The organism is Dietzia lutea (assembly GCF_003096075.1).
GTDB lineage: Bacteria > Actinomycetota > Actinomycetes > Mycobacteriales > Mycobacteriaceae > Dietzia > Dietzia lutea.
Genome location: NZ_CP015449.1, coordinates 3,338,961 through 3,355,147 on the forward strand (window position 1 = coordinate 3,338,961; position 16,187 = coordinate 3,355,147).

Here is a 16,187-nt window from a genome sequence, read left to right on the forward strand (position 1 = left end):
CTCAAGTTGTTACCTGAATAGCCGATGAGTGCGCAGGTGGCCGACATGGAGTGAGGTCGGTCACTCACGACCCTTTCCGAGGGACTCCCGCAGGCGCACTCCCGGTGGGACGATGGGGCGATGGACGACAGCCCGATCACCGATTTCGAGGAGGCCCGTTGCCTCCAGCTCCTGGCCTCCGCGTCCCTCGGTCGACTCGTCACCGTCACCGGGGGCCGCGCTGAGATCTTCCCCGTGAACTACGCGATGTCGAGGGACGGCAAGATCTTCTTCCGCACCGCGGAGGGGAGCAAGCTCGCCGGCCTGACCGTGCACCCCGAGGTTCTCTTCGAGGTCGACCACGTGGAGGGCCGCCACGCCTGGTCGGTCGTGGTCCGCGGGCGAGCACGCCGCCTCGACAGCTTCGACGAGATCAACGGAGCCGAGGAACTCGACCTCAAGCCCTGGATCCCCACCCTGAAGTACAACTTCGTCGAGATCACCCCTGAGCATCTCACCGGCCTCGGTTTCGAGTTCGGCGAGGAGCCCGAGCGCTACCAGGGTTGACTCGCGAGCTCGCCACCTCGGTCTTGCCGCCTCGGTCCGCGCGCCGACCGCTACCACTTGGTCAGAAGGGTGGTGGTGGTTGGAGGAGTTCGTCGAGGTGGTCGTGGAGGGCGTGGAGGATGGCTTTTTCCAGGGCGCTGTCGGTGGGTTTGTTGCGTTGCCACCAGCGGCTGGCCGCGGCGGGGGTCATCCGTTCGCGCGGGGCAGAGATCGAGTCCGGGCCTGGGGTGGTGTCGGCGGTCGGCTCGATTGGTGTGGTGCCGGCGTCGGTGGTGTTGCGGGCCGTGGCGCGGGCGCGTTCGCGGGCCAGCCGCTGGGCGCGACGGGCGAAGTAGGTCGCCTCGTCCAGGATCCCGGCGCCGAAGACGGGGGCGGGGTTGCGGCGTTGTTGACGCGCCCAGGCATCGGCTTCGTCGCGTTGGTGCTCGCGCCGGTACTGGGCAAGGGGGCCGTCGGGTCGGGTGAGCATGGTGGTGCCGTCGGGGGTGGTCACGATCAGGGTGCCGTCGGGTTGGAGTTGGTAGGTCCAGTCGGAGAACGTTTTGAACCGGTGATGGCGCCGGCACTGGCTCACCAGATTCGCCTCGACCGTGTGGCCGCCGCTGGCGGGGTCGGCGTGGTTGAACGGCACCACATGATCCAGATCGCAGTCGTCGGCAGGGACCGCGCATCCGGGGTGGCGGCAGGTGCCGTCGCGGAGCCGGACCCGGCGCGCCAACTCGGGACCGGGCCGGTATTTCAGGGCCGCGCTGGTGTCGTCGGCGGCGCCGATGCGGGGGTCGACCTGCTCGAACGAGGCGCCATCTGAGGTGGCGAGCATCTCCAGCAGGGTCTGCAGGGCGGCCTCGCCGGTGCGGGCGAACTCCACTCGCGCGCCGTGTTCGTCGCGGCCGTTGTCGCCGGTGGCGATGACGGTGACCTTCGGCCGCAACACCGGCGCCAGCCCCTGCCCGCCGCCATTGCCGCTGCCGCCGGTGGGGGCGCTCGGGCCGCCCGGGCGACTCGGCGCGCCCGCGGGACCGCCGTCGGCGTCATCGGTGTCGGTGCCTGGGTGGGTGGGGGTGTCGCCGCAGATCAGGGATATCAGGGCGTCGGCGCGGCGTTCGGCCTTCGAGTAGTGCGGCTCAGGTTCGGCCGGGGCGTCCGGGTCGGTGTCGGGGTCGGCGTCCCGCGCCGCGGCCTGGGCGGCGGCTGCGTCGGCGTCGGCGACTGCGTCGGCGGCGTCGTGTTCGGCGACCCGCTGATCCAGGGCCTCGGCCAGCACGGCGGCCTCCTCGGTCGCCAACAACGCGGAGACGCTGGACATGCCGTCGACGCCTTTGCCGATGCGCACGCCGCGGGTGCGGCTGGCGTCTTCTTTGCGTAGGCGGATGGCGTCGGGGTCGTGGCGGCCGATGACGGCATCGATCTCATCGCGCAGGGCCTTGTCGCCCAGACGGATACCGGCGGCGACACCGTTCAAGTAGTCCTCGACGACCTGGCGCTGGATCTGCTCAAGAACATCGCCGCGGACGGTGGCCATCTGCCGGGCGAGCAGTTCGGCGACGCGTTGTTCCATCAGGCCGGCGGCCATCGCCTCCAGGATCGCCGGGTAGCGGGTGTGCAGCTCCCACGAGAAGGACAGCATCTTCTCCGCGCGCCTAGCGGAGATGGACATCGCTGCCACCACATACCCGGCCGCGGCGACAAGGCCATCAACAACAGCGTGGCCGGGGCGGGCCTCGTGGCTGCCGTCGATACCGTGCCCGTACTCGCGCCAGCATTCCTGCAACAGCGCGTAGCAGGCGACCAGACGCTGCGCGGCCGCGCGGTTCTCCGCCGCCCACCCCTTCCGCGCCGCCGCCGTCAACCCCGTCAACGCCGCAGGGCCGGACGAGCCGGCGGGGCCGCCGGTCGTGCGCCCGGTGTCGCCGTCCATGCCCCACCCCCCGTGGTCGACTGTGCGGCCGCGCCGCAGCCTGTCTCGAATACGTGTTCTATTCTACGTCCACGTGTTCGACACCACAAGGGCTTCCTGCAAGTCGACCGGCGAGTTCCGCGACGACGCATTCCACCAAACGATCCGCGTCCGCAGCGTGAGACCGCGCGCGGCGCGCCGCAGCCGCCGCCCCGCTCGCGCCCGCAGCATCGGCGTCCGACCTGAAAGCTTCGAGCGCCCAGTAAACGCGGAATCGCGCGCACCCTGAGGTGCGCGCGATGGGTCAAGCGAAACGAAGGGCGCCGGTCACCGACGGCGGCCGTGCCGCCGCGCCGCGTCCGGACAGTCAACGCCCCGCCGACACCGGCCTCGGCACCGCGCCGACCCCGTGCCCAGCGCCGCGCCAACCTCGGGCAGTCAGCCCCGCGCAGCCCCGCGCAGCGCCGCGCAGCCCCCCGCCCCCAGCAGGCGGGCTACAGCGCCCGGCCGATGACCTCCTTCATGATCTCGTTCGTACCGCCGTAGATCCGCATGACGCGGGCGGCGGCGAACTTCTGGGTGATGGGGTACTCCATCATGTAGCCGTAGCCGCCGAACAGCTGGAGGCAGCGGTCCACGACGTCGTCGAGCATGTCGGTGGCCTGCATCTTGGCCATGGAGGCGGTCACGGCGTCGAGCTCACCGGCGATCTCGCGCTGGATGCAGTAGTCGACGAACGTGCGGGTGGCCATGACCTGGGTCTTGCAGTGCGCCAGCTCGAAGCGGGTGTTCTGGAAGTCCAGCACCGGCTGGCCGAACGCCTGCCGCTCCTTGGTGTACGCGATGGTCTCCACGACGGCGGCCTCGGCCATCGCCAGGGCGTCCACGGCGATGGCCAGGCGCTCGCGCGGGAGCTGGTTCATGAGCTGGTAGAAGCCCTGGCCCTCCTCTCCGCCGAGGAGGTTGGCGGCGGGAACGCGCATGTCGTTGAAGAACAGTTCGGCGGTGTCGGCGCCGTGGCGACCCATCTTCTCCAGGACGCGACCCCGCTCGAAGCCCGGGGTGTCGGCCTCCACGGCGAACAGGGCCATGCCCTTGTGCCCGGCGTCGAGGTCGGTTTTGGCCGCCACCACGACGAAGTCGGCGGAGCCACCGTTGGAGATGAAGGTCTTGGAGCCGTTGATGACGTAGTGGTCGCCGTCGCGCCGGGCGGTGGTGCGGACGCCCTTGAGGTCGGAGCCGGCGCCGGGCTCGGTCATGGCGATCGCGGAGATCCACTCGCCCGAGCACATCTTGGGCAACCAGGCGCGCTTCTGCTCCTCGGTGGCGTAGTTGGCGACGTAGTGCGGGGTGATGGTGGAGCCCACTCCCATGCCGAAGGCCGTGTCGCCGGAGTAGACGAGCTCCTCGGTGACGAGGTACTCCATGCCGGGGTCGCCGCCCTGGCCGCCGTACTCCTCGGGGACGTCCAGGCAGATGAGGCCGGCTTCGCCGGTGCGCAGCCAGGTCTCGCGGTCGACGTGCTTCTGCGCGGCCCACTTCTCCTGGTTGGGGGTCATCTCCTTGGCGAAGAACGCGCGGGCGTGCTCGCGCAGCAGCCGGTGGTCGTCGGTCTCCCAGGCGGGGCGGTAGTCGGGGAAGAGCGCGGACACGGGGGCCTCCGTAAGGGTGACGACGACGAGGTGCGCCACCAGATTACGGGGCCCGTTCCCGCGACGGCGGGCGTGCGCGCACCCGGCGGGTCATACTCGTGCCATGAGCGAATCCCCCGACCAGCCGGAGAAGACGGACTCGAGCGAGGCGACGGGCGCAGGCGGGCCGTCGGCGCTCCCGGAGCCGTTCCCCACCGACTGGACCCGCTGCCTGGTCCTCGTCGCCCACCCCGACGATCCCGAGTACGGGATGTCCGCCGCCGTGGCGCGGTGGACGGCCGAGGGACGGAGCGTCGTCTACGTCCTGGCCTCGAGCGGTGAGGCCGGTATCGAGGGCATGTCGCCGGCGCTCGCCGGCCCGGTCCGCGAAGAGGAGCAGCGGCGGTCCTCGGCGATCGTCGGTGTGGACGAGGTGGAGTTCCTGGGCTTCCCGGACAGTCGCATCGTGAACAACGCGGCGCTGCGCGACGCGGTGGCCGACGCGATCCGGCGGCATCGCCCGGATGTCGTGGTCTCGCTGTACTCCGGTCCCGAGTGGGCCCCCGGCGCGCCCAATCAGAGCGACCACATGGAGTTCGGCGCGGCCGTGGGGGCCGCGTACGACGATCTCGTGGCCGCGGTCGGCGTGGACGCGGCGGAGGGGCGGCCGCAGATGTGGTTCGAGTCGGCCACCGAGCCCACGCACTTCGTGGAGGTGACGGGGTTCGTCGAGCCGGCCGTGGACGCGCTCGCCCAGCACTCCGAGTACCTGTCGGTCCTCGACCCGGCCACGCCCGTGCGGGAGCAGGCCCGTCAGCAGGTCGAGGCGGTGTGCGCGCCGATCGAGGGCGTCGCCGGCGGGAACCCGGTGGTGGGTTTCCGCCGGATGCGTCCCTGACGCGCGGTACTCGGGTGCGTCCCTGACGCGCGGCACTCAGGCCGGCGCGCCCGGTTGCCCGAGAGGCGCGTACGCGGCCTCGGAGGGCCGCAGACGCTCGACGATCTCGTCCGCCCATTCCGCGGTGGGCGAGGTCATGGCGCCGTCGCCCGGGCGGCCGACGTAGGTGAGCCAGTAGCGCTGGGCGCCCTCCCCGACGACAGCCGAGTACACGAGCGCGCCCTCCGGGCCGATGACGTCCTGCCGGACCGCGGGGAGAACGCGGAACGACACGGACCAGCCGTCGCCGACGCGGGTGGAGAGCGGTTCGATCCGTTCCTCGACCGGCTGTCCCGGCACGGGGAGCAGGACAGGGCCCATCCCATTGGCCAGCGTGAACGCCGCCAACCTGTTATCCGGCTCGCGAGGGTCGAACAGGTCCTCGGTGAGCGCGCCCGCCAGCACGACGCCGTCCGGACGCCCGGCCGCGGGGGCTCCCGACTCCGGGCTCGGCGCCGGGCTCATCGCGGTGGTGCCGAAGATGAGCTCGCCCGACTCCGCCCGCCACCCCTCGGGGACGCGGAGGACCAGTCCGGCGAAGGGGTCGACGTGATCGGAGCCGGCCGCCACCTGGACCTTCGGCGACAGCGTGCGCTCGGCCGGCGCGTACGTCGCCGACGAGGCGAGCACCGTGGCGACCGCCGCGACCACCGCCAGGACGGCGACGAGCGCCACCACGAGGATGGTCCGGCCACGGCCGGTCGACGGGTTCTGCGATGCGCCGCGGTCTGAGGTCATTCGCCCAGCCTAGGGCGTCGGGTAAGGCAGGTGGTCGGGTCGTGCCGGCGGCCGGGTCATCCGGGTCATCCGGGTCATCCGGAGCGTGATGTTGACCCGCCCCGGCTCGGCGCCCAGCACCTCGCGGCACCACGACGGCGCCGTGGAGTCGAAGACCTTGGGCACGCCGTGGAAAGCCATCCGCGACGGCCCGCCGAACACCACCAGATCGCCCGACTCCAGGCGGACGTCCGTGTACGGCCGGCCGCGGTGCTCGGGGGTGCCGAAGCGGAAGGTGCACGCGTCGCCGAGACTGAACGACACGACGGGCGCCAGGCTCGCCTCGTCGCGGTCCTGGTGCAGGCCCATCGTCGCGCCACGCCCGTAGAGGTTCACCAGGGCGGCGTCCGGGGTGTAGGCGGGGCCCGGGCCTGGTTCACGGGCGCCGGGCCCGGCAGGCTGGGGTTCGGCAGGGAGGGGCTCGTGATCGCGGCCGTCGAGGACCGCAGCGCGCGGATCGATCGCCGCGGCCGCGGTCAGCGCAGTTCGCGCGGCCCGCACGAGCCACTCCGGGATGGGCGGGGTGTCCTCGTCGTCGTCGTATCTATACGGGATCCAGTGTCGGCCGAGGCTGAACGTCCGCACCGACATCCGCCCGCCGCCGGGCAGGACGATCGATCGGGGCGCCGCCACGGCCGCCCAGTCCGCGCACGCCCGGAGGAGGTACTCCTGCTGTTCGCGGCTCATCCAGTCCGGCACGTGCACCGCGCCCGGGCCCAGGCTCGACGGTGCGCGGTCGACGCCGAACAGTGGCTCAGTCATGGAAGAGAGGCCAGTCATGGCAGAACAGCTCGGTCACGTGGTCGCGTTCTCCTCCCCCGGTTGCTGCGCGGTGATCGGCGCGGCGATGTCCTCGAGGGACTTCCCCTCCGCGTCGACGCCGAGGAAGATCTCGGCGATGCCGCCGACCGCCATGATCCCCGCCGCGAGCAGGAAGCCCAGGCCGACCAGCCCGCGGTCGCCGCTCTCGATGAAGTTACCGAACAGCAGCGGGCCGATGATGCCGCCGACGCCCGTGCCGATCGCGTAGAAGAAGGCGATCGCCAGCGCGCGGGTCTCCATGGGGAAGATCTCGCTGACGGTGAGGTAGGCGGCCGACGCACCCGCCGTGGCGATGAAGAACGTCAGCGACAGCAGCACGACGAAGCCCCACAGGCCGCCCGTCTCATTGAGGAAGACGAAGTACAGCGGAACCGTCACCAGCGCCGACCCGAGGTATGTGCTGGCGATCATCTTCTTGCGGCCGACCTTGTCGAACAGCGGACCCAGGATGAGCGCGCCGAGGAAGTTGACGATCGCGAACAGGGCCATCAGCAGCGGCGCCGAGCCCGCGTCGATGCCGTAGTAGTTCTGGTACAGCGTGCCGAGGTTGAAGGTGATGCCGTTGTAGAGGAACGCCTGACCGATGAACAGTGCCAGGCACAGGATCGCCCGCCTGGGGTACTTACCGAAAGCGGTCTTCGCGATCTCGCTGAACGGGATCGAGGCCCGCTGGTGGATGGTGATCCGCTCGTCACGGCCGACCTTCTCCAGCGGCTCGTCCGTCTCCTTCCGGATCTGCTTCTCGATCCTCTCGACGATCTCCTCGGCCTCGTCCTCGCGACCGTGGATGAACAGCCACCTCGGACTCTCCGGGACGTGCCGGCGGACGAAGATGATCACCACGCCCAGCAGCGCGCCCACGCCGAGCGCGAACCGCCAGCCCAGGTTCTCGGCGAACATCGCCGTGTTGAGGAAGAACAGCGAGTAGAACGACCCGAACGTCGCGCCCAGCCAGTAGGTGCCGTTGATGAGGATGTCCACGCGGCCGCGGTAGTGGGCGGGGATCAGCTCGTCGACCGCGGAGTTGATCGCCGCGTACTCACCGCCGATGCCGGCGCCCGTGAAGAATCTGCAGACGAAGAACATCCACGGCTCCACCGCGAAGGCCGTGGCGAACGTGGCGACGCAGTACACCACCAGCGTGAGCATGAAGAGCTTCTTGCGGCCCCACTTGTCGGTGAGCCGGCCGAAGAACAGCGCACCCAGGCAGGCGCCGAGGATGTAGATCGACGCCGCGAGACCGATCTGGCCCTCCGTGATCGGCAGCCCGCTGCCCGGCTCCACCAGGCGCGCGGCCAGTGAGCCGATGAGGGTGACCTCGAGGCCGTCGAGGATCCACACGGTCCCGAGGCCGACGATGATCTTCCAGTGGATCCCCGCCCACGGCAGGCGATCCATCCGGGCGGGCACGGCCGTCTTGATGGTCCCGAGCCGCCGCTTACGCCTGCGTGTGCCCGACCCTGACCCGGTGTCGGGGGACGCCTCACCCCGGGATCGTCGCTCCATCACTCGGTTTTATCGCCCTGTGACGGGTGTCGCATCCGATCCGGGTACCGTCGCCCGCGTGAGTTCTCCCCCCTCGTCGCCCCGTCTCGCCGACGTCGCGGACGTGGGCCCGGCGGCCGACACCCTCGCCTCCGCGTTCGCCGACTACCCGTGGACGCGATACGTCATCCCAGCAGAGGGTTACCAGGACAGATTGCGCGCGCTCCAGAAGCTGTACCTGCACCACGCGGTTCGGCACGGCCTCGTCGCGGTGCGCGACGACCCCGCGCAGGGGGGAGCCGTCGACGGCGTGATCGCGGTCCTGCCGCCTCGGACCCCCGGCCCCGCACCCGAGGCCGTGGCGCGGATCGTCGCCCTGCACGGCGACCGCATCGATCGACTCACGAGCGGCGGCGATCCCGAGGCGGACTGGAGACTCGAGACGCTCGGCGTGCTCCCGACCGCCCGGGGACGCGGGCTCGGCAGTGCCCTGACGCGGTTCGCGATCGTCGAGGCCGTCCGCCGGGGCGCGCGCTCGATGGCACTGGAGACCTCCGACCCCCTCAACGTGCGGCTCTACGAGCGGCTCGGCTTCACCATCACAGCCCGGTCGAAGGCACCGGGAGCGCCGCCGGTGTGGAGGATGCGGACCGACCTCGCCTGAGTCGTGCCAGGCCCGGCGTCAGGCGCGCTACGGCCGCAGCACCGCCCAGGCCTGCTCGGCCAGTTCCGGGGTCGCCGCCGCCACCACGGTCCCGCCCTCGAGCGGCTGCCGACCGTCCGGGCCGGTGATCACGCCGCCCGCGGCCTCGATGATCGGTATCAGCGCCACGATGTCGTAGGACTTCAGGTCGGCCTCCACGACCAGATCGACGCGCCCCGCGGCGAGCATGCAGTAGGCGTAGCAGTCCCCGCCGAAGCGCTGGAGGCGGACCCGGCGGCCGAGGTCGTCGTAGCGATCGCGCACTTCGCCGTCGTCCCCGAACATCGACGGGTGCGTGGTGTACATGATCGCCTCGGACAGCTCCGTGCAGCCCGATACACGCAGGTCGATGGCCTCCGGACCGTCGGCGCGGCGCCGCACGGTGGCGCGCCCGTGCAGAGCGGAGAACGTCTCGCCCAACACCGGCTGGTCCATCCACCCCGCGACGGCGCGACCGTCCTCCACCACGCCGACCAGGGTCCCCCATCCCGCCATCCCGGTGAGGAACGCCTTGGTCCCGTCGATGGGATCCAGATACCACGTGCGGGCAGCGTCGGCGGGACCGGTGACGCCGTTCTCCTCCCCCACCACCCGGTCGCCCGGGGACATCGACGAGATCCCCGCGCGCAGGAGCTCCTCGATCGCGCGGTCGGCCTCGGTGACGGGGTCGTATCGGTGCCCGTTGCCGCGGACGGCCGCACCGTTCGAGTCCACGGCGCCCCTGTCCGCGGCGCCCTTGTCCGTGGCGGCCAGCGCCGCGAGGTCGCCGTAGAAGTGTCGGCGGGCGATGCGGCCGCTCGCGGCGAGGAGCTCGTCGAGGTGCTCCGTCAGGTCGGGATCCAGGGGGCGGGTGGGCCGTCGCGTCATGTCCCCATGGTGCACGACCACACCGCGCCGCCACAGCCGATCCCGGGGCCGGATATCCAGAGTCCGCCCTCTACAGTTGCTCATCCGGATAGCGTGGGCGCACTCGTACCGCGCCGATCCGACAGCACCCACCCGACAGCACCCACCCGACAGCGCCGACCCGACAGCGCCGACCCGACGGAGCCGAGATGCGATGACCGCCCTGATGGACTTCCTCTCCACGCGCCGCCTCCAGCTGGCCACGGACTCGTGGCAGCACGTCAGCGCCACGATGCAGGCGGTGCTGCTGGCGACCCTGCTGTCGGTGGCGATCGGCGTGGCCGTCTACCGCAGCCGGTCCGGATCGGCGGTCGCCACCGGCCTGGCCGCCACGGCGCTCACGGTGCCGTCGTTCGCGCTGCTCGGCCTGCTCATCCCGGTGCTGGGACTGGGCGTGCTGCCCACCATGACAGCGCTGGTCATCTACGCCGTGCTGCCGATCCTGCGCAACACGATCGTCGGCCTGGACGCCGTGCCCGCCGCGACTGTCGACGCCGCGCGCGGGGTGGGGATGAGCCGGATCGGGGTACTCGCCCGCGTCGAGTTGCCGCTGGCCTGGCCGTCGATCCTCGCCGGGATCCGCATTTCCACTCAGATGTCGATGGGCATCCTCGCGATCGCCGCGTACGTCAAGGGCCCCGGGCTGGGCAACCTCATCTTCGCCGCGCTGTCCCGGGTCGGCACGCCCACCGCGCTACCGATGGCGCTGACCGCGACCGTGCTCATCGTCGTCCTCGCGCTCGTCCTCGACGCGCTCCTCGTCCTGCTCGGACGCCTGACCATCAGGGGGAACCAGTGACCAGTACCGAGACGACCAGTACCGAGTCCGTGTCGGGCGTGCCGATCGTCCTGGACGACGTCACCAAGATCTACCCGGGCCAGGAGCGGCCGGCCGTGGACCGCGTCTCGCTCGAGCTGCCCGCCGGCCGGACCACTGTGTTCGTCGGGCCCTCGGGCTGCGGCAAGACCACCACCATGCGGATGATCAACCGTCTCATCGAGCCGTCCTCGGGCACCATCACGATCGACGGTCAGGACAACCGCGGCCTCGACGCCGACACCCTTCGACGGTCCATCGGCTACGCCATCCAGGCCTCGGGGCTGTTCCCGCACATGACGGTCGCGCAGAACGTCGGCACGGTTCCGCGCCTGCTCAAGTGGAAGAAGCCGCGGATCCGGGCGCGGGTGGACGAGATGCTCGAGCTGGTGGGACTGGACCCGTCGGACTACCGCGACCGCTACCCCGCGCAGTTGTCGGGCGGGCAGCAGCAGCGCGTCGGCGTCGCCCGGGCGCTCGCCGCGGATCCGCCGGTGCTGCTCATGGACGAGCCGTTCGGCGCGGTCGATCCCATCACGCGGTCCTCGCTGCAGGACGAGTTGCTGCGGCTCCAGGACGACCTGCGCAAGACCATCGTGTTCGTCACCCACGACTTCAACGAGGCGGTCCGGCTCGGCGACAAGATCGCGGTGCTCGGCCCCGGGTCGTCGGTGCTGCAGTTCGACACCCCGGAGGCCATCCTCACCAACCCGGCGGACGACACGGTGAGCGGGTTCATCGGTGACGACGCCGCGCTCAAGACCCTCACCCTCCGGCGCGTGGGTGACGTGGACCTGGGGGAGGCGACGACGGCGAGGGCCTCGGACGACCCGGCCGAGTTCGCCACCCGGTTGCGCGGGACCGGCGAGGAGTGGGCGGTCGTGCTCGACGAGGCGGGACAGCCCCTGCGGTGGGTGCGCGGCGACACGGTGGCCCGGATGCCCGATCTGCGGTCGGGCGGACTGCCTGTGGTCGGGTCCGTGACGGTGGACTCGTCCCTGCAGGAGGCGCTCGACGGGCTGCTGTCCACGGCGAGCGCCACCACGGTGGTCGTGGACCGAGAGGGGGTGTACCGCGGCACCATCGGCATCGACGACCTGGTGGCCGAGCTGCGGCGCATCAACCACCGACACAACGACGCGGACCGGATCTCCGGCCAGAACGGACCGGCGTGAGCGCCCCCGCTGCCGTGGCCCGCGGCGGATCGGCGAGGTTGCTGGTGCAGCCGCTCGTCATCGTGGCCGCGGCGGTCGGGGTGCTGTGGTGGGCGTTCACGAGTGACCTCGACGAGACGCAGCGGGCCTCGCTCAACGCGGCGTCCCTCACCCAGCGGACGCTCGAGCACGTGCAGATCACAGTGACGGTGGTCGCGATCGCCGTGGCGGTGGGCGTCCCCCTGGGGATCCTGCTCACCCGCCGGCGGACGCGGTTCCTCGCGCCTATGGCCGTGGGGTTCGCCAACATCGGGCAGGCGGCGCCGGCGATCGGGCTGATCGTGCTGCTGTTCCTGGCGACCAACCGGACGGGCTTCTGGATCGGGGTGCTACCGGTGGCGGTCTACTCGCTGCTGCCGGTGCTGCGGAACACGATCGTGGGGATCCGCAACGTCGACCCGGCGCTCATCGACGCCGCCCGCGGTCAGGGGATGTCGAGCGCCCGCGTCCTGCGGACGGTTGAGTTGCCGCTGGCGGTGCCGTTCATCCTCGCCGGGCTGCGCACCACGCTCGTGTTGGCGGTGGGCACGGCCACGCTGAGCTTCCTGGTGGACGCAGGGGGGCTGGGCATCTTCATCGACACCGGGTACCGCCTGCAGGACTACACGACGCTGGCCGTCGGCTCGGTGCTCGCGGTGTGCCTGGCACTGTTCGTCGACTGGCTCGGCGGGGTCGGCGAGCTCCTGTTCAACCCGAAGGGGCTGCGATGACACGGGTTGCGATGAGAAGGCTGCTGGCCTCCCTGATGGCCGTCGTACTGCTCGCGACCGGCTGCGGCCTCAACAACGGCGGTTCGGTCCCGCTCCCCGTGGCACCCGGGCCGGCCGGCACGGTCCCCGAGCTCGAGGGTGTGCGCATCACGGTGGGCGGCAAGGACTTCACCGAGGGCGTCATCGCCAGCTATCTCGTGGAGTTCCTCCTCGCCGCGGCCGGCATGGAGGTGTCCGACATGTCGTCGTTGGCCGGGTCCAACAGCTTCCGGCAGGCGCTGGTGACCGGGCAGGTCGACATCGGCATGGAGTACACGGGCACCGCGTGGATGAGCTACCTGGGCAACTCCGAGCCGATCCGTGATCCGCAGGGGCAGTGGGAGGCGGTGCGCGACGCCGACCTGGCCGAGCACGACCTGCGCTGGTTGCCGCCCACGACCGTGGACAACACGTACTCGTTCGCCATGAACCAGGCGACCGCCGAGGAGACCGGGGTGCGGACGTTCTCCGACTACGCCGAACTCGTCCGGACGGACCCCCAGTCGGCCGTCACGTGCATGGAGACCGAGTTCTCGGTGCGCCGCGACGGCTGGCCCGGGCTCGCCGAGGCATACGGGTTCGACGCGGCGGCGGTGCCCACGCCGATCATGCAGCCCGGGATCATCTACCAGGCCACCTCGGTCGGCCGGGAGTGCCGCTTCGGCGAGGTCTACACCACCGACGGCCGGGTCAAAGGCCTCGACCTCGTGGTCCTCGAGGACGATCAGCGCTTCTTCCCCGTCTACAACCTCGCGACCGTCGTCCGCGGCGAGGTCCTGGACGCGTACCCGCAGATCGAGGACGTCCTCGCGCCGCTGGTGGAGCTGCTCACCAACGACGTGATGGTGGAGATGAACATGCGCGTGGACGTCGACGGAGAGGATCCCGCGCTGGTCGCCCGGGACTTCCTCGAGCAGGAGGGGTTGGTGTCCGTGGACTGACGCGGATGCACCCGGCCGCCGCGTGCCCCACACTCGGCACACGACCCCAGGAGGATGCCCGTGACCAGGAGGCCGATCGGATCGCTGCCGCGGGCGGCCGCGCGTGTGCCGCGGATGGTGCCGGACCTGTCGCTGCTGCCGCCGGGGCGGATCGTCTCGCTCGCCGACGGGGTCACCACCCGCGTCCACGACACGGGCGAGAAGCACCTCACGCCGGTGATCCTGCTCCACGGCATGGCGGCCACGGGGATGCTCAACTGGTACCAGACGTTCGAGCGGCTCCGCGGCGAGCACCGACTCATCACGTTCGATCAGCGCTGGCACGGCCACGGCTTCCACGGCGAGTTCACGTTCGAGACCCTCGCCGACGACGTGCTCCGGGTCGCCGACCACCTCGAGCTGCCCGCGCCGGTGCTGGGCGGGTACTCGATGGGCGGGATCGTGTCCCAGCTGGCCGCGCGCCGCGACCCATCGCGCCTCGGCGGGCTGGTGCTGGCCGCGACCGGCACCGGCGCGCGGCGCAACGCGATCGAGAGGATGTCACTCGGTGGCCTGACGCGCTCCGCCCCGTTGCTCAACGCGGTGCCGGAGGAGGTCGGCGAGGTCGTGGAGGAGGAGGTCGACGACGAGGCCCTCCGACCGCACGCGTGGGCGTTGCGCGAGTTGTCCTCGGTGTCGTTCGCGACGCACCGCAACGTCATCGCCCAGGTCGCGGGATTCAACTCCACGTCGTGGCTGCACGAGCTCACGCTGCCGGTGGCCGTCGTCAAGACCACTCGCGACCTGGCGTTCCCGCAGTGGGTGCAGGACGAGATGTCGGACCTGCTGCCCCACAGCGCGGTGTTCCCGGTCCACGCCGGGCACGCCGCGTGCGCCACGCACCCGGGGGAGTTCGCCCGCCGGATGCGCACGGCGATCGGCTGGGTCGTCTCCAACCTGCGCTGATCGGGCCCGCGGCGGCCCCTACAGCGCCGAGTACCGCACCGCGGTCACCACGAACACGACCAGCGCGATCGCGCCCAGCACCACGCCCCACAGCCCGCGCCGTGGATTCGTGTCCTCGTTCGTCAGCCACCCCGTCGGCCAGCGCGCGAGCAGCCCGAACGCCACGGCCATGAGTCCGGCGAGGAACGCGATGATGTTCAGCAGCGGCACCCAGGACAGGACCAGCGAGCCGACCCCCAGGAGGAGCGCGCGGGTGCCCAGGTCCATGTCGCCGGACGAGCGCTTGCCGCCGGACGAGCGCCGGCGGGGCGAGGCGGCGTCGGAGCGGGGGCGCAGCGGCATGCGGCCAGCCTAGTCGCGCGCGCGACCCCGCTCGTCGTCGAGACGAGCGACCCGCCGGGTTCCGGCGGTCTGCCGGTACGAGGACTCGACGAGCTCGGCGACCTCGTCCCAGTCAGGCCCGGGGTCGCCGCCGTCCGGCCCATCATCCAGCGGCAGCGCCAGCCAGCCGGCCGGCCCGTAGTACGCCGGGACGTGGAACCGCTCGTCCTGCTCCAGCGCCGCGCGCTCCTCCGGATCCGGCAGGAACAGCAGCGCCCGGGACAGGAGCGGGTTCGCGTGGTCGCCCTTGACCGAGCCGCCGTACACCGCGAACACCTTGGTCGTGTACCAGTTGGGGCGTCCGTGCGAGATCTTCTCGGCGGCGTCGGGCAGCGCGAGGCACACCTGCCGCAGCCGCGCCAGCAGCGGATCCGCGGCGTCGAACATGATCGGGTGGCCCACACGGCCGAGGATACGACCGCGGGCCCCCGAACTGCGCTCAACCCCCGAACTGCGCTCAGCCCGCGAACTGTCCCGCGACGAACCCCGCGAGCAGCACCGCGAACCCTCCGATCTCGCCGACGATGAGCGCCACCATGCCGAGGTGCAGCGCGACCGAGGGCCGCTCGAACTGGTTGGTCGTGTCCTTCAGCGAGCCGTGGAGGATGTAGCTGCCGATCGCCACGAGGAAGAAGAACACCAGCACGCCGGCGGCGGTGAGGTTGACCCAGGTCGGCCAGCCGCTCAGTTCGACGAACACGGCGATGAGCAGGGTCGCGAACGAGTACAGCAACGACGCCCGGTGCGCGATGTCCACGTACGGGTGCGCGACGTGACCGGGGCTCGTGGCCATCTGGCGGTACTTCCACACGCCGAGGCACAGCGCCAGCAGGAAGATGAGGCCCGCCGCGAGGAGGGTGAGCAGGGTGTCGATGCCGAGTTCCATGGGTCCTTCCGAAGAGCACTTGACAATGCGCCGGGATTTGTATGCTGACGACCATAGGGCAGGGCGCTGACCTGCGCGCTCGTTCACGCTCGATCCGAACTCATGCTCGGTGGAGGAGGTCCGATGTCGGGACAGGTGGTGCGCGCCGCGGCCGTGCAGCTCGAGGGCGTGCCGGGCCGCGTCGACCTCACGCTCGGCCGGCTGGAGACGATGATCGTCGAGGCCGCCGAGCGGGGCGCGCGCCTGATCGCGGTGCCCGAGTTCTGCACGTCGCCGCTGCCGATGCGGGCGGAGGTGCACGACGCCGTCCTGCCGCGCGAGAACGTGGCGGTGGCCATGTTCCGCCGCCTCGCCGCGCGCTACCGCCTCACCGTAGGTGGGTCGATGGTGGTGGCCGACGACGACGAGGTCTACTACCGCTATCACCTGGTCGAGCCCGACGGTTCCGTGGGGGTCGCGAGCTGCTGGGAGCTCATCCGCACCGGGACCGTGCGCAGGCTCCGGGGCCGCGTCGGCGTCGCCATCACCGGCACACACTGGTGGACGGTCC

At 71.2% G+C, this 16,187-nt stretch carries 17 protein-coding genes and 1 pseudogene; 9 read left to right on the top strand and 9 right to left on the bottom strand.

Annotation, left to right across the window (positions count from 1 at the left end):
• Positions 1-120 precede the first annotated feature (120 nt).
• The gene (locus tag A6035_RS15275) at positions 121-546 is read left to right on the top strand and encodes a pyridoxamine 5'-phosphate oxidase family protein (protein ID WP_108848631.1); all 426 of its coding nucleotides are present in this window, start codon (positions 121-123) and stop codon (positions 544-546) included.
• Positions 547-607: 61 nt separating this feature from the next.
• On the opposite strand, the gene A6035_RS15280 is transcribed toward A6035_RS15275, so the two are convergent.
• Together A6035_RS15280 and A6035_RS15285 are read right to left on the bottom strand one after the other, a co-directional pair.
• Positions 608-2,464, bottom strand: a complete 1,857-nt coding sequence (locus tag A6035_RS15280) for an HNH endonuclease (RefSeq protein WP_244192463.1) — start codon at positions 2,462-2,464, stop codon at positions 608-610.
• A 473-nt stretch (positions 2,465-2,937) separates the two neighbouring features.
• Positions 2,938-4,095, bottom strand: a complete 1,158-nt coding sequence (locus tag A6035_RS15285; RefSeq protein WP_108849318.1) for an acyl-CoA dehydrogenase family protein — start codon at positions 4,093-4,095, stop codon at positions 2,938-2,940.
• Between the two features lie 103 nt (positions 4,096-4,198).
• Here A6035_RS15285 and A6035_RS15290 point away from each other — a divergent pair, with 103 nt between their 5' ends.
• Positions 4,199-4,972, top strand: a complete 774-nt coding sequence (locus A6035_RS15290; protein WP_108848632.1) for a PIG-L deacetylase family protein — start codon at positions 4,199-4,201, stop codon at positions 4,970-4,972.
• Positions 4,973-5,008: 36 nt separating this feature from the next.
• Here A6035_RS15290 and A6035_RS15295 read toward each other — a convergent pair whose 3' ends face one another.
• From A6035_RS15295 to A6035_RS15305, 3 genes are read right to left on the bottom strand one after another with little or no spacing between them, the layout of a single operon-like run.
• On the bottom strand, positions 5,009-5,749 hold the full coding sequence (locus A6035_RS15295; RefSeq protein ID WP_108848633.1) for an APA family fibronectin-binding glycoprotein: 741 nt from the start codon (positions 5,747-5,749) through the stop codon (positions 5,009-5,011).
• A 9-nt stretch (positions 5,750-5,758) separates the two neighbouring features.
• Entirely contained in the window at positions 5,759-6,550 is a 792-nt protein-coding gene (locus A6035_RS15300) for an alpha-ketoglutarate-dependent dioxygenase AlkB (protein WP_108848634.1), read from the bottom strand.
• A gap of 33 nt (positions 6,551-6,583) precedes the next feature.
• Positions 6,584-8,008 (bottom strand): MFS transporter, encoded by a 1,425-nt coding sequence (locus A6035_RS15305; RefSeq protein ID WP_108848635.1) that lies wholly within the window; start codon positions 8,006-8,008, stop codon positions 6,584-6,586.
• 166 nt (positions 8,009-8,174) lie between these two features.
• Here A6035_RS15305 and A6035_RS15310 point away from each other — a divergent pair, with 166 nt between their 5' ends.
• Positions 8,175-8,759 carry a GNAT family N-acetyltransferase gene (locus tag A6035_RS15310; protein WP_235026669.1) on the top strand — a complete coding sequence of 195 codons (585 nt, stop codon included), beginning with the start codon at positions 8,175-8,177 and terminating at the stop codon, positions 8,757-8,759.
• A 27-nt stretch (positions 8,760-8,786) separates the two neighbouring features.
• On the opposite strand, the gene A6035_RS15315 is transcribed toward A6035_RS15310, so the two are convergent.
• The gene (locus A6035_RS15315) at positions 8,787-9,665 is read right to left on the bottom strand and encodes an inositol monophosphatase family protein (RefSeq protein WP_108848637.1); all 879 of its coding nucleotides are present in this window, start codon (positions 9,663-9,665) and stop codon (positions 8,787-8,789) included.
• Positions 9,666-9,858: 193 nt separating this feature from the next.
• Between A6035_RS15315 and A6035_RS15320 the strand changes: the two genes are divergently transcribed.
• The 5 genes from A6035_RS15320 to A6035_RS15340 are packed head-to-tail and all read left to right on the top strand — an operon-like array spanning position 9,859 to position 14,370.
• On the top strand, positions 9,859-10,503 hold the full coding sequence (locus A6035_RS15320) for an ABC transporter permease (RefSeq protein WP_108848638.1): 645 nt from the start codon (positions 9,859-9,861) through the stop codon (positions 10,501-10,503).
• Positions 10,500-11,696, top strand: a complete 1,197-nt coding sequence (locus A6035_RS15325) for an ABC transporter ATP-binding protein (RefSeq protein WP_108848639.1) — start codon at positions 10,500-10,502, stop codon at positions 11,694-11,696. Before A6035_RS15320 ends, A6035_RS15325 begins: the two co-directional genes overlap by 4 nt.
• Positions 11,693-12,445 (top strand): ABC transporter permease, encoded by a 753-nt coding sequence (locus tag A6035_RS15330; RefSeq protein WP_108848640.1) that lies wholly within the window; start codon positions 11,693-11,695, stop codon positions 12,443-12,445. The genes A6035_RS15325 and A6035_RS15330 overlap by 4 nt, the downstream gene beginning before the upstream one ends.
• A gap of 11 nt (positions 12,446-12,456) precedes the next feature.
• The gene (locus A6035_RS15335) at positions 12,457-13,425 is read left to right on the top strand and encodes a glycine betaine ABC transporter substrate-binding protein (protein ID WP_108848641.1); all 969 of its coding nucleotides are present in this window, start codon (positions 12,457-12,459) and stop codon (positions 13,423-13,425) included.
• 60 nt (positions 13,426-13,485) lie between these two features.
• Positions 13,486-14,370 carry an alpha/beta fold hydrolase gene (locus tag A6035_RS15340; protein ID WP_235026668.1) on the top strand — a complete coding sequence of 295 codons (885 nt, stop codon included), beginning with the start codon at positions 13,486-13,488 and terminating at the stop codon, positions 14,368-14,370.
• Between the two features lie 18 nt (positions 14,371-14,388).
• Here A6035_RS15340 and A6035_RS15345 read toward each other — a convergent pair whose 3' ends face one another.
• The 3 genes from A6035_RS15345 to A6035_RS15355 are packed head-to-tail and all read right to left on the bottom strand — an operon-like array spanning position 14,389 to position 15,637.
• Entirely contained in the window at positions 14,389-14,712 is a 324-nt protein-coding gene (locus A6035_RS15345; RefSeq protein ID WP_108848643.1) for a hypothetical protein, read from the bottom strand.
• Between the two features lie 9 nt (positions 14,713-14,721).
• On the bottom strand, positions 14,722-15,153 hold the full coding sequence (locus tag A6035_RS15350; RefSeq protein ID WP_108848644.1) for an MmcQ/YjbR family DNA-binding protein: 432 nt from the start codon (positions 15,151-15,153) through the stop codon (positions 14,722-14,724).
• 55 nt (positions 15,154-15,208) lie between these two features.
• Positions 15,209-15,637, bottom strand: coding sequence for a hypothetical protein (locus tag A6035_RS15355; protein ID WP_108848645.1), 429 nt, complete (start codon positions 15,635-15,637; stop codon positions 15,209-15,211).
• Between the two features lie 123 nt (positions 15,638-15,760).
• Between A6035_RS15355 and A6035_RS18865 the strand changes: the two are divergent.
• Positions 15,761-16,027: pseudogene (locus A6035_RS18865) on the top strand (nitrilase-related carbon-nitrogen hydrolase); the annotation flags it as partial.
• Positions 16,028-16,187: the final 160 nt, after the last annotated feature.

What these genes read in the sequence shown, in the direction of transcription:
- A6035_RS15275 (WP_108848631.1), top strand. Translation starts at nt 121, where the DNA reads ATGGACGACAGCCCGATCACCGATTTCGAGGAGGCCCGTTGCCTCCAG.
- A6035_RS15280 (WP_244192463.1), bottom strand. Translation starts at nt 2,464, where the DNA reads ATGGACGGCGACACCGGGCGCACGACCGGCGGCCCCGCCGGCTCGTCC.
- A6035_RS15290 (WP_108848632.1), top strand. Translation starts at nt 4,199, where the DNA reads ATGAGCGAATCCCCCGACCAGCCGGAGAAGACGGACTCGAGCGAGGCG.
- A6035_RS15295 (WP_108848633.1), bottom strand. Translation starts at nt 5,749, where the DNA reads ATGACCTCAGACCGCGGCGCATCGCAGAACCCGTCGACCGGCCGTGGC.
- A6035_RS15300 (WP_108848634.1), bottom strand. Translation starts at nt 6,550, where the DNA reads ATGACTGAGCCACTGTTCGGCGTCGACCGCGCACCGTCGAGCCTGGGC.
- A6035_RS15305 (WP_108848635.1), bottom strand. Translation starts at nt 8,008, where the DNA reads ATGGATCGCCTGCCGTGGGCGGGGATCCACTGGAAGATCATCGTCGGC.
- A6035_RS15315 (WP_108848637.1), bottom strand. Translation starts at nt 9,665, where the DNA reads ATGACGCGACGGCCCACCCGCCCCCTGGATCCCGACCTGACGGAGCAC.
- A6035_RS15320 (WP_108848638.1), top strand. Translation starts at nt 9,859, where the DNA reads ATGACCGCCCTGATGGACTTCCTCTCCACGCGCCGCCTCCAGCTGGCC.
- A6035_RS15335 (WP_108848641.1), top strand. Translation starts at nt 12,457, where the DNA reads ATGAGAAGGCTGCTGGCCTCCCTGATGGCCGTCGTACTGCTCGCGACC.
- A6035_RS15345 (WP_108848643.1), bottom strand. Translation starts at nt 14,712, where the DNA reads ATGCCGCTGCGCCCCCGCTCCGACGCCGCCTCGCCCCGCCGGCGCTCG.
- A6035_RS15355 (WP_108848645.1), bottom strand. Translation starts at nt 15,637, where the DNA reads ATGGAACTCGGCATCGACACCCTGCTCACCCTCCTCGCGGCGGGCCTC.